Annotated in this window: 18 protein-coding genes; 8 read left to right on the forward strand and 10 right to left on the reverse strand. The window is 59.5% G+C overall.

Annotated features, from left to right (window positions below):
* Positions 1-529 precede the first annotated feature (529 nt).
* The 4 genes from QTH90_RS15200 to QTH90_RS15215 form a co-directional block, all read right to left on the reverse strand.
* Positions 530-1,411, reverse strand: coding sequence for a plasmid partitioning protein RepB C-terminal domain-containing protein (locus QTH90_RS15200; RefSeq protein WP_286665381.1), 882 nt, complete (start codon positions 1,409-1,411; stop codon positions 530-532).
* Entirely contained in the window at positions 1,408-2,310 is a 903-nt protein-coding gene (locus QTH90_RS15205) for a ParB/RepB/Spo0J family partition protein (RefSeq protein ID WP_286665382.1), read from the reverse strand. Before QTH90_RS15205 ends, QTH90_RS15200 begins: the two co-directional genes overlap by 4 nt.
* A complete protein-coding gene (locus tag QTH90_RS15210; protein ID WP_286665383.1) occupies positions 2,307-3,872 on the reverse strand; it encodes a recombinase family protein in 1,566 nt (521 codons plus the stop codon). The genes QTH90_RS15205 and QTH90_RS15210 overlap by 4 nt, the downstream gene beginning before the upstream one ends.
* A gap of 115 nt (positions 3,873-3,987) precedes the next feature.
* Positions 3,988-4,287 (reverse strand): hypothetical protein, encoded by a 300-nt coding sequence (locus QTH90_RS15215; protein WP_286665384.1) that lies wholly within the window; start codon positions 4,285-4,287, stop codon positions 3,988-3,990.
* 326 nt (positions 4,288-4,613) lie between these two features.
* On the opposite strand from QTH90_RS15215, the gene QTH90_RS15220 reads away from it, so the two are divergent.
* Entirely contained in the window at positions 4,614-4,955 is a 342-nt protein-coding gene (locus tag QTH90_RS15220; RefSeq protein ID WP_286665385.1) for a hypothetical protein, read from the forward strand.
* A gap of 419 nt (positions 4,956-5,374) precedes the next feature.
* Here QTH90_RS15220 and QTH90_RS15225 read toward each other — a convergent pair whose 3' ends face one another.
* The 6 genes from QTH90_RS15225 to QTH90_RS15250 form a co-directional block, all read right to left on the reverse strand.
* Positions 5,375-5,878 (reverse strand): thermonuclease family protein, encoded by a 504-nt coding sequence (locus QTH90_RS15225; protein WP_286665386.1) that lies wholly within the window; start codon positions 5,876-5,878, stop codon positions 5,375-5,377.
* Between the two features lie 8 nt (positions 5,879-5,886).
* The gene (locus QTH90_RS15230) at positions 5,887-7,017 is read right to left on the reverse strand and encodes a hypothetical protein (RefSeq protein WP_286665387.1); all 1,131 of its coding nucleotides are present in this window, start codon (positions 7,015-7,017) and stop codon (positions 5,887-5,889) included.
* A gap of 9 nt (positions 7,018-7,026) precedes the next feature.
* Positions 7,027-8,910 carry a coiled-coil domain-containing protein gene (locus QTH90_RS15235; protein ID WP_286665388.1) on the reverse strand — a complete coding sequence of 628 codons (1,884 nt, stop codon included), beginning with the start codon at positions 8,908-8,910 and terminating at the stop codon, positions 7,027-7,029.
* Positions 8,911-8,913: 3 nt separating this feature from the next.
* Complete coding sequence (locus QTH90_RS15240; RefSeq protein WP_286665389.1) at positions 8,914-9,720, reverse strand: hypothetical protein; 807 nt, start codon at positions 9,718-9,720, stop codon at positions 8,914-8,916.
* The gene (locus tag QTH90_RS15245) at positions 9,720-11,156 is read right to left on the reverse strand and encodes a polysaccharide biosynthesis protein (protein WP_286665390.1); all 1,437 of its coding nucleotides are present in this window, start codon (positions 11,154-11,156) and stop codon (positions 9,720-9,722) included. The genes QTH90_RS15240 and QTH90_RS15245 overlap by 1 nt, the downstream gene beginning before the upstream one ends.
* Positions 11,157-11,792: 636 nt before the next feature.
* Positions 11,793-12,224: a GNAT family N-acetyltransferase gene (locus tag QTH90_RS15250; protein ID WP_286665391.1), complete on the reverse strand. Its 432-nt coding sequence runs from the start codon at positions 12,222-12,224 to the stop codon at positions 11,793-11,795.
* Between the two features lie 820 nt (positions 12,225-13,044).
* On the opposite strand from QTH90_RS15250, the gene QTH90_RS31530 reads away from it, so the two are divergent.
* From QTH90_RS31530 to QTH90_RS15280, 7 genes are all read left to right on the forward strand, one after another.
* Complete coding sequence (locus tag QTH90_RS31530; protein WP_353506617.1) at positions 13,045-13,323, forward strand: energy transducer TonB; 279 nt, start codon at positions 13,045-13,047, stop codon at positions 13,321-13,323.
* A gap of 85 nt (positions 13,324-13,408) precedes the next feature.
* Entirely contained in the window at positions 13,409-13,729 is a 321-nt protein-coding gene (locus QTH90_RS15255) for a low molecular weight protein tyrosine phosphatase family protein (protein WP_286665392.1), read from the forward strand.
* Between the two features lie 79 nt (positions 13,730-13,808).
* Positions 13,809-14,066 carry a hypothetical protein gene (locus QTH90_RS15260; protein WP_286665393.1) on the forward strand — a complete coding sequence of 86 codons (258 nt, stop codon included), beginning with the start codon at positions 13,809-13,811 and terminating at the stop codon, positions 14,064-14,066.
* 163 nt (positions 14,067-14,229) lie between these two features.
* Positions 14,230-15,264, forward strand: coding sequence for a phosphotransferase family protein (locus QTH90_RS15265; RefSeq protein WP_286665394.1), 1,035 nt, complete (start codon positions 14,230-14,232; stop codon positions 15,262-15,264).
* A gap of 161 nt (positions 15,265-15,425) precedes the next feature.
* Complete coding sequence (locus tag QTH90_RS15270; RefSeq protein WP_286665395.1) at positions 15,426-15,740, forward strand: hypothetical protein; 315 nt, start codon at positions 15,426-15,428, stop codon at positions 15,738-15,740.
* Positions 15,741-15,827: 87 nt separating this feature from the next.
* Positions 15,828-16,148: a hypothetical protein gene (locus tag QTH90_RS15275; RefSeq protein WP_286665396.1), complete on the forward strand. Its 321-nt coding sequence runs from the start codon at positions 15,828-15,830 to the stop codon at positions 16,146-16,148.
* 68 nt (positions 16,149-16,216) lie between these two features.
* On the forward strand, positions 16,217-16,411 hold a 195-nt coding region (locus tag QTH90_RS15280), incomplete at its 3' end, for an Imm70 family immunity protein (protein ID WP_286665397.1).

Genomic DNA, 16,411 nt, shown 5'->3' on the forward strand with positions numbered 1-16,411 from the left:
GTCGATGGTGTGCGCGTCGAATAGGTGCGGCATGGCGTTCATTCGTGTCCTGCTGTGAATGGTACCGACGGTAGGGCCCGGCGTCAAAGGTTGGCGCTCAGACTGGGCAGGATTGATTCGCTGCAGATATGCCGTCACCCGGATCTCCCGGACAAAGGATCTGGTCTTGGGCTCCGGTCGCCGATTGGGCAACCCTACAGGTGGACTTTTCCGATGCCCAGAGATGTCTATGAAACGGCCACCACGACTGCAGCCTTGGTGCGAGAAGAACGCCAGCACCTGCGCGACCGTATCCGCGTGGCGAAGGTCTACTGACGAAGGATGGATCGCAGGAACTCAGCTTCCTGGAGACTCCGGCTCCTGCGCTGGACTGCCTGACGCCTCGAGTAGCGCTCGAAAGGGGCATTCTCTTGGAGAGCCGTCCTATGCGGAAGCAACTCGCCGATTGAATAAACGCCCAGTCCCGGGGCGCCGACAAGCGACTTAGGGAACCACAGCTGCGATACGGGGCCTAGAGGCCCCGGGGATCCTAGATTTCTGCGGATGCCGCCTTCGCTAATTCCACAAATTGTTCCAGGACGGCAGGCTCGTTCAGCTCTAGATAGCGGCGTACGTGCTTGTTATCGATTAGCTTCATGATGTAGCCGCGCGCGAGCACCAAATTTAGCGTGTCTTCACCATACGTTTGCTCGGCGATCTTGTACTGGTCTTGGAGGTTGGTCATCTCTCTCTGCATCCGGCCAATCTGCTCTTGACTGACGCTTCTGGGCCGAGGCGGCTTTTTCGGATTCACGAGCCATTCTGGCGGCGTTCCTGCCAGCAACGAGCGCGCATACCCCACCGTCACATTGTTCGCCGAGATCATCAGTTCAACGCTTTCGATCTGACGGTTGGGCTTCATCCGGCGTAACGCAGCACAGACCTCGACGGAGAACTGCCGGTCTTTCAACAGATCCGCCGCCTCAGGGCAGATCCCCACGAGGAGATTCATCGTCTTCACAATCAGATCGGGTTCAACGCACAGCGCTTTGGCTAGCCGCTCCGTCGAGAGTCCCCGTTCGGCCGCGCGACAAATCATGAAATGCTCTTGGATAGTAGATAGCCTGTTGATGCGATTGTTGTACGTGTAGGACTCATCGTCTGTCGCCACCAAACACGGGACCTCCGGACGACCCAGTTCCTTCAAAATCATGAGCCTGATGTGGCCATCCAAGAGCATGTGTTGTCCAGAACGTCGGTCGAGTGCCGTCACCGATAGTGGCTCAATGACATCTACCTCCTCGATCGAAGCGCGGATTTGTTTGTACTTCCGCGTTTCCGCAAGACCAAAGGTCATCTTGCGCGACGGTAGGATGTTGCCCACAGCCACCAGAATAGGCTTTGGGAGAAAACCAATTGCCACAGACGTCATGTCGCCTGTCCCACTGTGACGATGCGTTCCGCCAAATACTTTGGAATGGTGTCAAGGCCTTCCGCTCGCAGGAGGTTCGTGAAGTTTTCATCCCCGATTAACCGGCGAAGCGCACCTGCGATGAAAAGAAGCTTCTCCTGTGCGATGGTGGCTCGACGAACCATCACCTGCTGCCGTGTGACTTCCTTTTGGTAGGTTCTCACCAAGCTGCTCGTCGTGAGGCTGGACGGTTGGCGCGACATCGCTCGTGACGTAGACTTTCCTAACTGTTGCCGGCGCAAAATCAGACGCCGCACCTCGATAAGATGCCGGCCCCGAAGGCTCCCAGACTCGTAGGCCTCTTGCAACGCGTTCTGGATTTGCTTTTCGTCGTCGCCAGCTCCCATGATGCTAAGCGCTGCGTTCAACGGCATCTGACCGCGCTGCACCGCAACGAGCAAACGCTCCTCGCCTTTGTCGAAGAGGACGAGTATGTCTCGAATGTAAGAGACGCCCAGCCCGATCTTTTCCGCGATTTCCTTTGCGGAGTAGCCCTTGTCTCTCAAGAGGCTGATTCCACTTAGCAATTCAAGCGCGCGGTACTTCCGTCGCGCGATGTTCTCGGACAGACCCATGAGATGCGCGTCTTCGTCACTTGCCTCGACCACAAGCGCCGGGATCCGAGTCTCGCCGAGGGTTCGGAATGCGGCGAGGCGACCCTCACCACAGACCAGCACATAGCGCTCTGCGCCATCGCTGCCGGGGCGCGGCGTGACGGTGATTGGCTTCTTCAAGCCTATCGCGCGAATGTTCTCGACGATTCTCGCAAAGATCTCTGGATTGCGCTCTCGTGGATTCAGCACGTCGATGCGATCGAGAGGGACCATCTTCAAATCCGGAGCGGAAGGCGCTGGAGTCATGCAGCTCTTTCCATGCGGATCTGTGCCGCCATGCCGTACAGGTAGTCAAGCGTCTCAAATCGGAAGCTCTCGACCTCGATCGCATTCTGTTCCGCCAAGCTAAGCCGCATGCTGGCGAACTCGCTCCACGGAAGCAAATAGTAGTCCATGGCCTTTTCGTTGGACGGGTCGAGCCGCACCGCTACTGTGATGTCCGGAGCCAATCCTGTCTCAAAGCGAATCTTCCATCTGCAGGCGTCGGCGACTGTGCGCTGGCACCGTGCAAGGACTATCGAGACGGTGAACTCGCGATTGACGTCAATAAGGTCCGTACCCGGATCTCGGTGGATTCGCCCTCCAAGGTCGGCCACGCGGCGCTCAACCTCGCCGAGAATCTGTGGGTGCAGCCGCCTCAGGAATCGGTTGAGCTCCAAATATTGGTAGTCTCGTGCGGGCGTATAGCCGACGAGTTGGTACGCGCGCAGGAGGCTTCCGAATCGATATGTATAGGCCGAAGACGAAGGCATGCCTTCAGCCTCGTCGATCACCACGCCCGACAGGAAGCCACGGTGGCGATACAAGCCTCTCAGCCGCTCGATCAGTTCTTCCTCACTGTACCGCTGAGCGCGCGCTCGAATGAAGCCTTGGGCGGTATAAAAGACGTCCCTATCTACTAGCGGTTCAAAGGCGTTGTCTTTGCGAATCCACATTTCCGACGGGTTGACCACGCGCAGCTTTTTGAGCTTGAAGGAGATCCGGTTGTAGACATTGCTGCCGATGTACTTTTCGTTGGTCAGCACTTCGTGCACAGTGGCCCGCGTCCACTCCCGTCCAAGCTCCGATCTCACCGGCATGGCGTTGAGCCGCCTAGCGATTTCCGATTCGACCAGCCCCTCCTCGATGAACCATCGATATATCTGGCGGACCACCCGAATTTCGCTTTCGGGGCCTGGCCGAAGAATCACTCGATCCGTTTGCAAGCTCTTCTGCTGGCCATGCTCGAGAATCGCCTTCATCTCGCCCGATTGATCCACGAGCACCCGGCGAAGCCCAAAGCCCGCAAGCCCGCCTTGACGAAACCCCATTTCGATCAACCTGCACTGCCCTGCAAAGACCTTCGTAGACAGCTCGCGACTGTATTCTCCGGCCATGGCGCGCTTGACCCCCTTCACGATGGTCGACACTGGCGACCCGTCGTTCTCGAACTGTTCTGCGCAATAGGCGACCTGGATGCCAGCGCGACGGCAGATGTACTCGTAGTAAGCGCTCTCGTCGGCGTCCTGAAATCGCCCCCAGCGGCTGACGTCGTAGACCAGGATGACGGAGAAGTCGGCCGTCTTCTCTTGCACATCTCGGATCAAGTTTTGAAGGGCGGCACGTCCATCAATCCTCAGGCCACTCTTGCCTTCATCGGCGTACGTTTTGACGATCTCGAGCCCTCGCTGCCTTGCGTACTCGCGAATCTTGTCGTTCTGATTGCGGGTCGAGTACTGCTGGTGCTCTGTGGACATGCGAACGTACTCGGCTGCGCGAAGCAAGGGGCGTTCGATGGCGTCGCCGGTGCTGTCTCTTCCTTGATCCATCTGAGTACCTCGCCGATTTGCCAGTCGCGCCGGGAAGGGGTGCGAGGCCGGAGCCGGCCAAAACACCAAGGTAGCAGGTCGTCCGCCCGGCATCGATCAAGTCCTCTCTTTGCAATCAGACGGCAGTTGCCGGAGGTCCCGAGCCGCGCGAAAGCACAGTGATGGCAACAATCCAAGAGGCCATGTTTGCGTTCACCTCGCAACCAATACGGCGTAGCTCGTAGGTTCCGGTGTCGAGGGATAGGGCGTCAGCCGAGGGGGCCATCTTTGCAACCCCCTCTAGCTTGCGGAGGTCGTTCCTCTCGCGTTGCTGATCGCGATTGCGTTCTACATAGGCCGGATGCTGTTGCCGGTAACGTTTCCAATAGTCTTGGTTTCTAGCAGCCCAGTCCTTCTGCGCTTGTGTCTGATTCATCAGATAGTCTGGGTCGCTCCGGCGCTTGGCCAACTGCCATATGCGTCTTCGCTCGCGGCGGCATTCGGGCTTCGTGCAGTACGCCTGTCGAGGAGCCTGTGGGCGCGGCAAGTACGAACAACCGCAGGCACTGCACCACCGGTTCTCCATGGCAATCTCCTTTGTCCTGACACCATATTGGCGTCGATCGTTCGCGTGTCTTGTTTCGGCCTATCCCATGCCATTTCCGATCCCGTGCGACCAGGCTCACCTTCCAGCTTCGACACTTTCACCCTTCCACGTCCAACATTCGCGCTTCTGAGGCCAACCGGCGGCACAATTTGCGTATGACATTTGAAGAGCTATGCGCCGAAGCGAAGGACCTGCCGCCTCGGGCGGCGAACATGGCGTCAGTGATGCTTCCGATGGTGGGCCCAATGTCTTCCGTCTGGCACGCCGCGCTTGCTCAGGTGTTAACGCATGCTGCCCGCAACGGCGTCTCACTGACGCCAATCGAGATGCAGGAGGTCATTCACGCCGCTATTCACCCTGACGAACGTGCCGATTGGCTCCTCCACTGCGATGATTTCTTCCGCGCGCATCGACTTGTAGTCAATGTTCATCTGGCGGCAGAAAAATGGAAGCTAGTCGTCATGGCGTTTCTCGACGAAGACGACACTCAACATTGATCGCAAAGCCGAAGCGGATGAGATGGCACGGCCGAGGCTCTTTCCTAGTGCAGATGCCCTTCGAACAGCTCCCCGAAGCGCGTGCACACCCGCCCAGCGTAGGGCAGGATGCGGCCAACTGCGGACGTTGGCGCATGCCTCTCAATCAGCGAAAGCCACGTGCCAAAATCGCCGCGCCGAGCCTGTGTCACGACCTCTTTGAGCCGCCATGAAGATTCATCTCACTCGCGATAGCGTATGTGCCGGGGACGATGTGGATGCGCCGCATACCCGAACGATGTCGTTCGCCGCCGAAACGCCGCTCGACTCCGTCATCGAAGACCTGACGGTCGACCGCAATGCAGAAATTCGGCTAGAACCGCTCGTTCTCACACTTAGCTGTGGCCCAAGCCGGTCACATGCTCCACTTCGGAGGCGCATTAACGCATCTTGCGAAAGTCCCAAGGCGGAATTGGCGAGGGGTCTTGCCATAGCCCGCGATGCGCGCGCCGAGCATCTGTCTCAACCTGAGCATAAAGCACTCGGTCGACCGGGGACTGTTCTCGCTCGTAGGCCTTGTAATGCCAAGCCATGCCGCGCTTGACTTGTTCCAAGCTCGCGTCGACGCTATTTACTAGCACCTTGCCGACAATGCGGCCGTAGCGGTCTGTCTTGGTGTATTCGACCTTGACGGGCTTCTGAAAGACCAACTCCGATAGGCTCTGGCGCGAGCGGGTTCCGAAGTCCTGCTTCTTCTCAGGCGCATCGATGCCGGCGAGCCGAATTCGATGCTGAGTGCTGGAGGCGTCGAGGACGGTAACGGTGTCACCATCGGCCAGGCCGACGACGGTTCCAAGTAGCGTGTCACTTTGTGCCGGGGAGCTGGCGAGGAGGCCAAGCGTGACGACGAGGGCAAGGGGAAAGCTGGCGGTACGCAGGCGCATTGGGTCCACTATCGACGGGCTTCGTTCTTGTAAAAGTAGTTTTCCACCGTCAAGCGTGCACGGTCGGAGGCGGCTGCTTCAACGATGGAGCTCTTAAGGTACACGTAGTGCCGGCACTGCGGGTCCGCAGTCTTGCTGGCATTGAAAATGCCCTGAACGTTTCGCACGAATGTCTCCATGGGAACTGGTGACTGAAGGGCGTCGTCCATCCCCGGCAGCGCCTTGGCATCGGCCTCTCGGCTCGCAGGCCAGCTTGGCTTCACCTGGACGCCGGCAGGCGTCAGCTCAACGGAGAACAGATATTCCGGTGAGCCTGTTTCTGTTGCCCAACAGGGCGGATAGTCCCGGCCGCCACGGGCTTCGAGGCGACGCTTGAAGAACGCGACCTGTCCGCGAAGGTCGGAGTTCTCCTTCATGGCGGTTTCGAGGTTCGTGCCCTTCTTTGCTGAATCTGCCTGGGCCTTGGCCGCGGCGACGACAGAGTCGACGGTCTGCGCCTCTTTTCCGGGCGTCAGGTCTTGGTCGAGCTGCTTTTTTAAAGCGACGCGTAGGAGGCCGGTCGTGGTAATGGCGTGCTGCACCTGGTCCAGCGCCTTCTTGTGCTGCTCGCGCCGGGCTTGGGCGTCCGCGCCGGGCTTGGCGCCAACCTTCTCCCCAGTTCCTTGACCGCCGGTCTCCATCTTCACCAGCACTTCGCGTACCTTCTGTTGAAGCTTCAATGCTTCCACCAGGTCGTCGGGCTCGACGTTCTGCTTGTCGCCCGCTGCCTCCAACAGCTTCTTGACTTCAGCCATAGCCGAGAGCTGCGCATCGAGGTCTTCAACCTGTTTCCTGAGCCGCTCGGCCTCGGCCTTGGCGCCCTGAGAGGCTGTCAGCCGCGAAATGACCTCGTCCATGCTTGGCGCATTCTGCCCCGCCCCAGCACCGGCCAGTGCTTTCACGAGCTCGGCCCTTGCTGCTTCCATCGACCTTGCGGACGCCTCAACACCCTTGGTCTTGGCCAAAGCCGCTAGCGCACCTTCCTTTTCTGTCTGCTCACGGACGACCAGGTACCCCAGCAGGAGCAGCAGGATGAAGATGAGGGTGAAGGCGATTTCGGTCAGGGAGAGCTGAAAGACCTGGTCATTTCGTCGAGACACGCACTCTCCTTATACCTGCCCCGCCGGCGGCGTGTGCTCAGAACCGGCAATCGGGTAGCGCGTCTCCCGGAGTGCGCTACCGCCAAAGACGATTGGGGCTGCGTCGAGGCCCGTGCCCAAAACCACAGTGCCTTCGGTGCCTGGGCTGTCGCTGGGAGCCGCAGGGGTAGGAGAAAGTGCCCGGAAGCTCGGCTGGCCGAACGTCATGTGACTTGCCACGGTGGCGCCGGCGCTGACCCCCGGTGACGTTGCAGAGGAAGGGTTGTGCGCCACAGGTGGCGTAGCGCTGGCCAGCACGGTGGCGGTTGACGAAGGGGGCATCGCACCACCGTGGGGGACACTGATGTGCCCCATGGCGGAACCTGCGCCGTCACCATGGCTTCGCAACGACTTGCTCAGGTCGCCCACGTGGCGGACGACGTCTTGAAGCGCCTGCACGGCCTCCCCAATCTTGGCCAACGACTTGTCAGCTCGGTCGCCGATAGTGGCGAGTAGTTTGGACGAGGCCTTTCCTGCGTCGGCTGAGGTCTGGTCGTACTTGGCAGTCAATTGAACGGACATGGCCGCCGATTCACGCAGATGATTGGCGACGGCCACTTGCGACTCCGCGGCGTCCTCGATGCTTGCTGCAACACGCTCTGACGACGAGATGGTCGTGGCCATCTGCTCGACAAGCTGCGCGGCGGCCTCCCGGTATTCGGCGAGTTCTGCAGTAACGCCGGTAAGGGAGCGCTCAATTGCTTGACGGCCTTCCACCGATTCTGTTGCCAGCTTGGCAACCTGGGTGGTCAGGGCTTCAGTGGTCGTATTGTTCACTGCGAGCTCCGCCATCGTTTTTCCCAGCAACCGGTCGAAGGCGGTCAGATGTTCCGCCACCTTTTCGAGCGTGCCCAACTGGCCCTGGGCTGTTTCCAGGATGAGGTGCTGCTGCCCAGCCAGCCGCAGAATGGAGTCCATCGACTGTTCGGCTTCTCCGGACTTGGCTTGGACCTTTTGGAGCGACGTGCCCAGCGCTTTGGTCGTCTTGGAGATTTCCTGGCAGGCAGTGTTGACTTGCTGGGCAATGCCCGAAGCCGCAGATTCGAGTTGCGCCATCGGCGCCTGCAGTTGGCGCGCGAAGTAGTCGTCCGGAAAAGTGGTGTTTTGAAGGCGCGTCGTCACTGCCGTTGCGAACAAGGTCACCTTCTCCTCGATGCTTGCAAGGTTGCCCTTCATGCCAGCTGAGTATCGGTCGACCGAGAAGGCGAGGCGAACGCTCGCGTTCTTGACCTCTTCTAGGGCCGTGGTGAAGGCTTCCTGGTTGCGCGTGGTCAGGTCGGCGAAGAATGCTGTGAGCTTGTCCGCATGGTTCCTTGAGAGGCTTTCCACCTGCATGTTGACGCGCTCGACGCTTGCCCTGGCGGCGAGGTCAACGCGTGACTCGAAATCCTGCAGACGCTCAAGCGCCATCGTGAGTCGCTCCGTGAACGTCTGGGTGGCTCCGAGGAGTGCGTCCTCCGCATTGCGCATGGCGTCGGCGACGTCCGCGCGGAAGCTGACCAGGTAGACCCGAACGAACAGCCCGAACACGGTGGATACCATGGCAGCACCGAAGCGGACGGCAATGTCCTGGATGCGCGTGCCAATGTTCGGCAAGTCGAACAGGCTGAAGATGATGGACGTGATGGTGAACATGAAACCCAGGTAGTACGCTGAGTCTGCAAACTTCTCGTCGGAGATGTCGGTGTCTCGTCGATGGAGGCCAAGCCAGATGTAGCCAGCCATGATTGCAAGAGGCACGGCTAGCCCGAGAATCCATGGGGACTGAAAATACCAGCCGAGGGCCGACGAAGCGACCTTCAGCGCCAGCGTGATGGCAAACAGCTTCTGGATGCGGATATCAAAAATGCTCAAGGCTTAGCCCTCCAATGGGCGCACCTCGACGAGGCGTGCTCCCGATTTGTCGAAGTACTCTTCCCAGAACTTCTGATTGCGGCGCGTCTGGAACTGAGGGGTGTTGATGAGGTAGTACAGCTCGACCTCCACGTCTCGCAGGTCAGCGCGCGTCTTGCGGCCGTAGTCGGTATCCGCGAACGACGAGTAGTCTGGTGCAGCCCGGTACATGGAATACGAGCCGTTGTTGTGCAGCATGTCGGACATCAGGAAGAGCCGGCGCTCGCCCTTCACGTCGTGTCGACGGAAGCCGTTGATGGCCACGAGCTGAAGCATCTCGAAGATGGGCGAAGCCTTAGCAGGCTTGCTTCCCTGAAGTGCCTCCGCCTGCTGCATCAGGGGTTTAATGAACTTTTGTTCATAGTCGCGGCGTGCCCAGTCCACATTGCTAGTCAGCACGCTCTTGTTCTCGCCCGAGCCCGGGTTGCACAGTTCGACCAGAGGCTCAGCGGTCGCCTTGAAATCTTCCCCCAGCACGAACACTGAAAGCAGGTAGCCTTCCGGAAGGCGCTTTCGGACGAGGTCGTCGAGAAGCACGGAAAACGCCTGCTTCTGGGTGAAGTTCAGCGGGTCGGTCTTGTCGACGAGCAGGACGTAATGACCCTTAGGCCCCTTTGCTGGACAGAGCGTCACCTTGTCGGGTCCAGATTCCCTCGCGAGAAAGTGGTATCCGGCAGCGCCCAGGATGGCCAGGACGAATGTCAAACCAAGGATGCCGAAGAGGATGTGTTGGGTTTGACGGCGCTTTGCCCGTCGTCCTCGCGCTGCCATCAGTGTGCCTCCGGAGCTCGGTAGTGAGTCCCCAGCGGCTTGAGGAGGTCGTACTGGTGATTGAACGCCTCTTGAATGCGGGCTCGAATGATTTGAACTTCGTCGAGCAGCTGCTGGACGAGTGACTTATGCGTGCTCAGCGCCGCTCGGTCTGCCGCTGTCGAGAAATCCGGGAAGGGGAGCTCGCGCAGCGTCGGCTTCTGGTCGAAGTACCTTGGGCGCATCAAGCCATCTCGGTGGAGCTCGTTCTCGCTGCGAAATTCGCTCAGGAGGGCCGCCATTGAGTTGTCGGCGTCTTGCAGGGCAGTCTGCAGGCGAAGGGACGCGGCGTCCTTGTCCTCGATGCGCGATTCGTACACGGCAATCGTGGCTTGCGCATCTTTCAAGGCCTTGTCGAGCCGGTCCAGTTCTTCTTGCTTGAGCTCCTCCAGCTCTGCGCGCAGGTGGTCCAGTTCTGCGTCATAGTCCTCGACCACCTCCTGCGTACGCCGGGAAATTCGCCCGTAGCCTGGGTACGGGTCGTCTGTCGCATACCCGTCGAAGAGGGCGATGAGACCGAAGACGCAGCTGAGGGCGAACAACCCCCAGGAAATGAGGTCATGAGGGAAGGCGCCACTGCGCAAAGCCTCGTAGGCTGTCTTGGCCGGCTCTGCTGCTTCCGACGTCAGTGCATCCCGGAAGTGGGCGATTCCAAAACCGACGGTAACGATGAGAGCCAACGCGACGAACGTGGCAAGCATGCCCAGTGCTTTGATGCCCGGGTTTCGATGATGGACGTAGCGGATGAGGAACTTGCCCATCAAGAACGCGACGAGCACGTTGACAGCGGCCGAGGCTATTGCGATGAGAAATCCCCCGATAAGGCCGGAGTCCAGCCCATGGGAAAAGAAGCCAGCGTTCAGAACTCCCTCTACCGCCATGACCACAGCCACGACGGAATACATCATGAAGAGCTTGGTGCCGTTGGGCCAGCGGGCTTCGCGGTCCAGGCGGTGAGCTGCGCGGAACCTGTCAAGCTCGGCTTGGGCGTTGTGCGCAGAGTTGGCCAGGGCTCGAAGGTCGCCGTCCCGCTCGCTGAGGGTCGTTTCGGCGAGGCGTCTGAATTCCTGGTCGGCGTTCAGGGCGCGGTTGACGTCAGATGCGACGCGAAGCTTGCCCAGGTCCAGGCTCAACAGGTTCAGACGGGCGACGGCCCAGTCAAAGTAGCCTTGACGGTATGTCTCAACCTTTTGGACGACGGCCGCCTCCGGACCAGATAGGCTCTGAGCGTCGGCCGCCGGAATCCCGCCGGCTCCCAGTCGCCGGGCTTGCTCCTTGAGCTTGAGCTCCTCAGACAGCTTGGCGACATTGATGCGGTGTAGGTCTGGGTGTCGAGGTGCGGGAGCCGACTGATTTGATGATGTTGCCCAGCGTTTAAGGCGGTCAAAAAGCCACATTCGTATCCTGCGCTCGCACTTTGGAGATTGGGGCGCAGTGTTACGCCTGTAACAGTATTCTGCCCTGTAAACTGACAAAGTGAGCACCTTTGGTTACAGTTTCTGGAAGAAGCGTGATATTGGACCGGGCACGTCGCGGTCGGGTGTGCTGTCTGTGGCACACAGTCCAACTAACGTCTGCGGCGGTTCGCGCGTGGGCTGAGTTCGGCCAAGAGCGGTCGGTGGACGAGATCGTCTGATTCCAGCTAGGCTGCTACGTGACTTCGCGGCTACAGTCGGCCGCAATCTATGAAATCAAGTTTTAAGAACGACTTTTCCCTTTTCTGGTCTTGGTGCCTGTGTTCACTTTCTTCCTTGTCGGAGCTTTGCTTGCTTTGCTGCTTTTGGCGAGAGGAAGCGGCAAACCGTGGTTGATGCTGCTTTGGGGAACGGTAGGTACGGTGATGTTTGGGCACGCCATGCTCGCGAAAAGACATGAGGGTGACCGCGCCCGGGAAAGCGGATCCCCCGGACTATGAGACGGCTGCCGGCCAGAAGCGGACTTTTGAGCTTGCCGTCCAATCTCAGAATGAAATCTGTGAAGTCAGCTTCGTTGAGCGTCCGGGCCTGGTGTGACGGACGCGTGGTCGGTCCCTACTACGCCGCTGCCGTCAACTGCTTCTTCATGAAGTAGCGCGAGAACCCCGTCGGGTAGCCAGGAAGCTCGCCAAAGCACACATACCCAATACGTTCGTAGAACGTGCGCGCTTGAAATTCGAAGGTGTCGAGCCATGCGGAATGACAGTCACGCGCCATCGACTCTGCCTCGGCAAGTTGCAGGAGCTTGGTTCCAATCCCTTGGCCACGCAAACTGGCCGGGACAACGAGAAGTTGCGTGAAGAGCCAACCGTAGCCTGTGTAACCCCATAGGCCGCCGATGACCGCCCCTGCCTCATCCTTTATCTCTACCACGAGAGGACGACCCTTGCTAGGGCCCGCTTGGCTGTCGTTGTATGCAACGAGGGGAGCAAGAATGGATTTGCGAGTCTCCTCGTCTGCAACGTCCGTAAGGGCTAGTGTGTATTCCATGCTTCTGAGAACAGAGGTCGATTTGTGTGGCGCGCCCGTTCAAGAATGTGCAACCTCATCACGCGGCGCGGTCGCCGGCATCGTATCAGCGGCCTCGGGCATGGTTGCAGCTATGGCAGGATGCGGCCATGACCGGACGTTCACAGGCACCTCAGAATTCGCGGGAAAGCGGACCTTCGCGGCGCGCGCACAACGGTTCGGTTGAACGTCGAGCGCGCCTGTTCTGAAGCGGGTGCACACAAACTCGCCGTCATGAAAATAGGCCGAGATGAATACCCGAGAGCATCTTTCACAGGCAGAGTACGGAGACTTCCAGTCGCGCCGGAGGCGAGTAGTAGCTGGGTTTTGCGCAATCATCTCGTATGCCGTCTTGTTGGCTGTTCTGAAGCACGTATTGCACGCTGAACCAAATCTTGCGCTCCTGCTGGCATGCGGATTTGCAATCGGCATATGGGCGTTGTTTCAATTGTTCGGCTTTAAGTGCCCGCGGTGCGGGACGATACCGATGATGACGAGGACATCGTTTGGCACGGGGAGCGTGTCGGCGACAAGCTTTGTTGCTCTTCATCCGAAGAGGTGCCTGAAGTGCGGTGTGCGTTTTGCCCGTCCTCAGGAAGGCGAGCAGCCGTAGAGCCTCTTGCGGCCAGAAGCGGTCATCCAGCCTCGGCACAGAAATTCTCGCACACTGCTCTCCAGCCAACACCGCTTGGCTGCTGGGAACCGTAGTTCAACAGGCGCGAAAATCACCTCTATGCGAACTCGTTCTTGCCTCGTTCTTTCGGTCTTCGTCCTCTGCGGTTTTGCGGCAGCACAGTCAACGATGAATCTGCCAGTTGCCTCAAAGCGACTGGAATGCACGCCTCGCTACCCCGCAGAGGCAAAACGAAACGGCCTGGAAGGGGAAGTTCTCACGAAAGTTCTGGTCGAGCCAACGGGCAAGGTGTCAAAGGTCGAGCTAATCCAAAGCAGCGGCTTTGCGGTCTTGGACCGTGCCGCGATGGAAACTACCAAATGCTTGGTTTATGAGCCCGGGACGATTGACGGTGTACCCACCTCTATGTGGACGGATTTTCCGTTGAACTATCGACTCGAAAAGTGATTGTCTACAGCCGGCGTCGGCCAGGAGCAAACAGTCGGGGCTCCGCCAGAATTCCGGCTCTACCATCCACGTCCAGACTCGACCAATGCGCCGTGTGCTCTTTATCTGCAGTAGGAATAGGCTCCGCAGCCCCACCGCCGAGAGCATGTTCGCGGCCCCCGGCATCGAGACGGACTCCGCTGGTCTCGCGCCCGACGCAGACTGCGTACTGAGCGCCGAACAGGTTCAATGGGCGGACCTGATTTTCGTGATGGAGAAGCAGCACCGAGTGAAGCTCAGGCAGAGGTTCGCAGCGTCCTTGCAGGGAAAGAAAGTCGTGTGCCTGGATGTTCCCGACCGCTTCCAGTTCATGCAGCCTGAACTCGTCACGCTACTGCAGCAGAAGGTCGGCCAACACTTGCGTTAGCGAGATTCCGAGGCGTAATCGAGCGGCAAATGCAGTCAGAACCGGTCTGCAGCCATACCCTCAAACAACAGGAGCGAACGTGGTCTTCCTCGCAATCACCCCCAATGGCCTGAAGGAAGCGTTGCGTCTAGCGGCGGATTCGGGTCCTCCGATCTGGTGCGGCTCGGATGCCATTTCAGAGCAAGCCTACGGCGCTCAGAAGGCGAAAGGCCTGTCGCGCTTCATCTATCCGCTGGGAGCGCGCGACCCGCTCGTCTTGGAGGGCGCGCTCGATACCATCGACCAGCATCACCCCGGTGAGGTCGTTTGGGTTGAAGCCCCAGCGTCGGCGGACTGACCGTGCCCGGCCGGCTAACTGCCGCCACCGGCCAGATGCGGACCTTCGATGCTGCCGCCCGTTTGTTAGTCCGAGGCCCCGATGCGGCTTGCTGAAGTCACTTGGCACAATCAGACGTCAGCGCCATCAAATAGATGCACCTTCGTGCGCTCAAAGGAATCGTTTGGACAGTTCGTTGTTGACACGCCTGCTCGCGGCCGAATCCTTGATGGAAGCAATCTCGAAGAACGCCGACCTCGCCGGCGCTCAGCTGCTTTCCGCGACCGCGAGACCCATCGACGCCCCCGGCTACCTTTCCGACTTGGTCGGCGTGACGCTGGCGTGGAATGCAACGACCAGCCTTCCTACGCAAGCTGTATTGAAGGCCTCACATGTCGGATTTGGGCGGGAGGAACTGCCGTTCTACCAGACCATCTCGGGACGGCTGAACTGCCCCGTCGTTCCCCAGTACTTCGCCGGCGGGACCGATGAACTGACAGGGCGAACGTGGCTGTTGATGGAGGATTTGTCCGGCTCGCACGAACGCCCCAGCGAAGCCCCATTGCCGCCGACTTTTGCGCGAAGCACAAAGCTGGTCGAAGCGTTGGCACAGTTTCACGCCGCTGGATGGAACAATGTCGCCTGGCACGACGCCGGCCCCACGCTTTGGCAAAGACTTCGGGCGTCAGAGTGGCTGGAACCGGCTTCAGAGCGCTTGTTCAACCAGGCAGGTGATGCTCTGGATAGCCGAGCAAGGGGCGTGTACGCACGATTCCTGAGTGACTTCGCGACGCTGGTGGAGCGCTCCGAACAACTGCAAGGGAAAACCTTGGTCCACGGCGACGCACATGTCTGGAACTGGATGCTGCCGCGAGATGCCGCGCTTGGCATACCGAAGCTCATTGACTGGGACGGCTGGCATGTCGGTGTCGGCGTCTGGGACCTTGCCTACATGATGGCTCTGCAATGGGACCGAGAGGTTCGTCAGCGCTTCGAGAATCACCTGCTCGACCGCTACCACGCGGCGCTGGCGGCTTCAGGCGTGAGCGGGTACTCGCGCGAGGCGCTTCAGGAAGACTATCGGCTCGCGGTGCTTCTTCACCTGCGCACGCCTATCGCCCGATTTGCCAGGAAGATGTCGGCCTACGTCTGGTGGCCTCAGCTTGTTCGGATTCAGCATGCGGTGGAAGACCTCGGCTGCATTGAGATGTTGAGCTGAGCGCGAGCACTTTGCGGCACAAGCCGGCGAGAAGCGGAACGGTCGGACGAAGCGCGTGCGCACTGACCACGTAGCAGGCAACAATCGGCCAAAAGCAGCCGGTCGGTACAGTGCCATGATTGGCCGACACACCGAGACCACAAGCCGCACCTGGAGCTTCCATGCCTGTTTTTAAGTACCCCGTGCCTCGCTTGGCGGCGCAGGCCGTGAGTGACTGGTCAGAAGAGCTTGGCGCTCACTTGGGCTGCCCTGCCGTCGAGGTGCGCGAGCGCTCCGAAGCGGTCATGAGATTTCCCTTGGAGACGGTTCGCATGGAGCTGATGGACGGTTCCTCGGTGGAGTTCAGGTGTGCGTTCTTTATCGTGAGCGATACGAAGAAAGCGGTCGCCGTGTTTACGGAACACTGCGGCCATCACGTTTTCCCGTATCACGAGGCCAAGGTCTTCATCGACGGCCGGCTCGTTTATGAGCAGTAGCTGCGGCGAGGCTACGACGGCACCCGGCCAACACCGGACGTTCGGAGCCAAGGCAGAATTCGCCCGCAACCGGACCTTCAACCAAGAATGAACGCAGCCCAATTTGTCGAGAACTGGAACGACCTCAAGAAGGAAATGCTTGAGGCGTACATGGGAGACAGCGGCACTACCGTGGTCGCAGGTCAAATCGAGGCCATGGGCCTGTCGGGCGAACAGCGCAACCAACTGCGCGCTGTACTAGACGGTGTGCTGCGGGACACGATGTACACGTTGCTGCTTGGCCTAGACGGTGCTGCCAGCATTGGCCGAGACCAGCAGAGATTCACGATTGTTGATGAAGGCGGCAACGTTGTCGGTCCCATTGAAGAGGAAGCATGGAAATGCTTCCATGGCACCGCAAGTTCTTAGAACGGCCAAGACCGGCTGTTCAGCCTCAGGGCAGAATTCGCCCGATAGCAGTCATGCAAGGCGGCGCGATGGGCGACGCCGATACACGAGGAGAGCCGATGGCAGTCGGAGTGACGGTGGGTTCAATCACGGACGAGCTCGGTGCGCCGTCGTTCGTGCATTCGTTCTTCTCAACCATCAGCGCGCATTGCGAACCCACTGGCTGGGGCAGCCGCTTCCCCCACCTGATGAACGAGCTCTACCAAGGCCGTTTGCCGCACGTG

Source organism: Variovorax flavidus (assembly GCF_030317145.1).
Taxonomy (GTDB): Bacteria; Pseudomonadota; Gammaproteobacteria; order Burkholderiales; family Burkholderiaceae_C; genus Variovorax; species Variovorax flavidus.

What these genes read in the sequence shown, in the direction of transcription:
- QTH90_RS15275 (WP_286665396.1), top strand. Translation starts at nt 15,828, where the DNA reads ATGAACGCAGCCCAATTTGTCGAGAACTGGAACGACCTCAAGAAGGAA.
- QTH90_RS15270 (WP_286665395.1), top strand. Translation starts at nt 15,426, where the DNA reads ATGCCTGTTTTTAAGTACCCCGTGCCTCGCTTGGCGGCGCAGGCCGTG.
- QTH90_RS15220 (WP_286665385.1), top strand. Translation starts at nt 4,614, where the DNA reads ATGACATTTGAAGAGCTATGCGCCGAAGCGAAGGACCTGCCGCCTCGG.
- QTH90_RS15250 (WP_286665391.1), bottom strand. Translation starts at nt 12,224, where the DNA reads ATGGAATACACACTAGCCCTTACGGACGTTGCAGACGAGGAGACTCGC.
- QTH90_RS15245 (WP_286665390.1), bottom strand. Translation starts at nt 11,156, where the DNA reads ATGTGGCTTTTTGACCGCCTTAAACGCTGGGCAACATCATCAAATCAG.
- QTH90_RS15255 (WP_286665392.1), top strand. Translation starts at nt 13,409, where the DNA reads ATGCGCCGTGTGCTCTTTATCTGCAGTAGGAATAGGCTCCGCAGCCCC.
- QTH90_RS15225 (WP_286665386.1), bottom strand. Translation starts at nt 5,878, where the DNA reads ATGCGCCTGCGTACCGCCAGCTTTCCCCTTGCCCTCGTCGTCACGCTT.
- QTH90_RS15240 (WP_286665389.1), bottom strand. Translation starts at nt 9,720, where the DNA reads ATGGCAGCGCGAGGACGACGGGCAAAGCGCCGTCAAACCCAACACATC.
- QTH90_RS15205 (WP_286665382.1), bottom strand. Translation starts at nt 2,310, where the DNA reads ATGACTCCAGCGCCTTCCGCTCCGGATTTGAAGATGGTCCCTCTCGAT.
- QTH90_RS15200 (WP_286665381.1), bottom strand. Translation starts at nt 1,411, where the DNA reads ATGACGTCTGTGGCAATTGGTTTTCTCCCAAAGCCTATTCTGGTGGCT.
- QTH90_RS15210 (WP_286665383.1), bottom strand. Translation starts at nt 3,872, where the DNA reads ATGGATCAAGGAAGAGACAGCACCGGCGACGCCATCGAACGCCCCTTG.
- QTH90_RS31530 (WP_353506617.1), top strand. Translation starts at nt 13,045, where the DNA reads ATGAATCTGCCAGTTGCCTCAAAGCGACTGGAATGCACGCCTCGCTAC.
- QTH90_RS15215 (WP_286665384.1), bottom strand. Translation starts at nt 4,287, where the DNA reads ATGAATCAGACACAAGCGCAGAAGGACTGGGCTGCTAGAAACCAAGAC.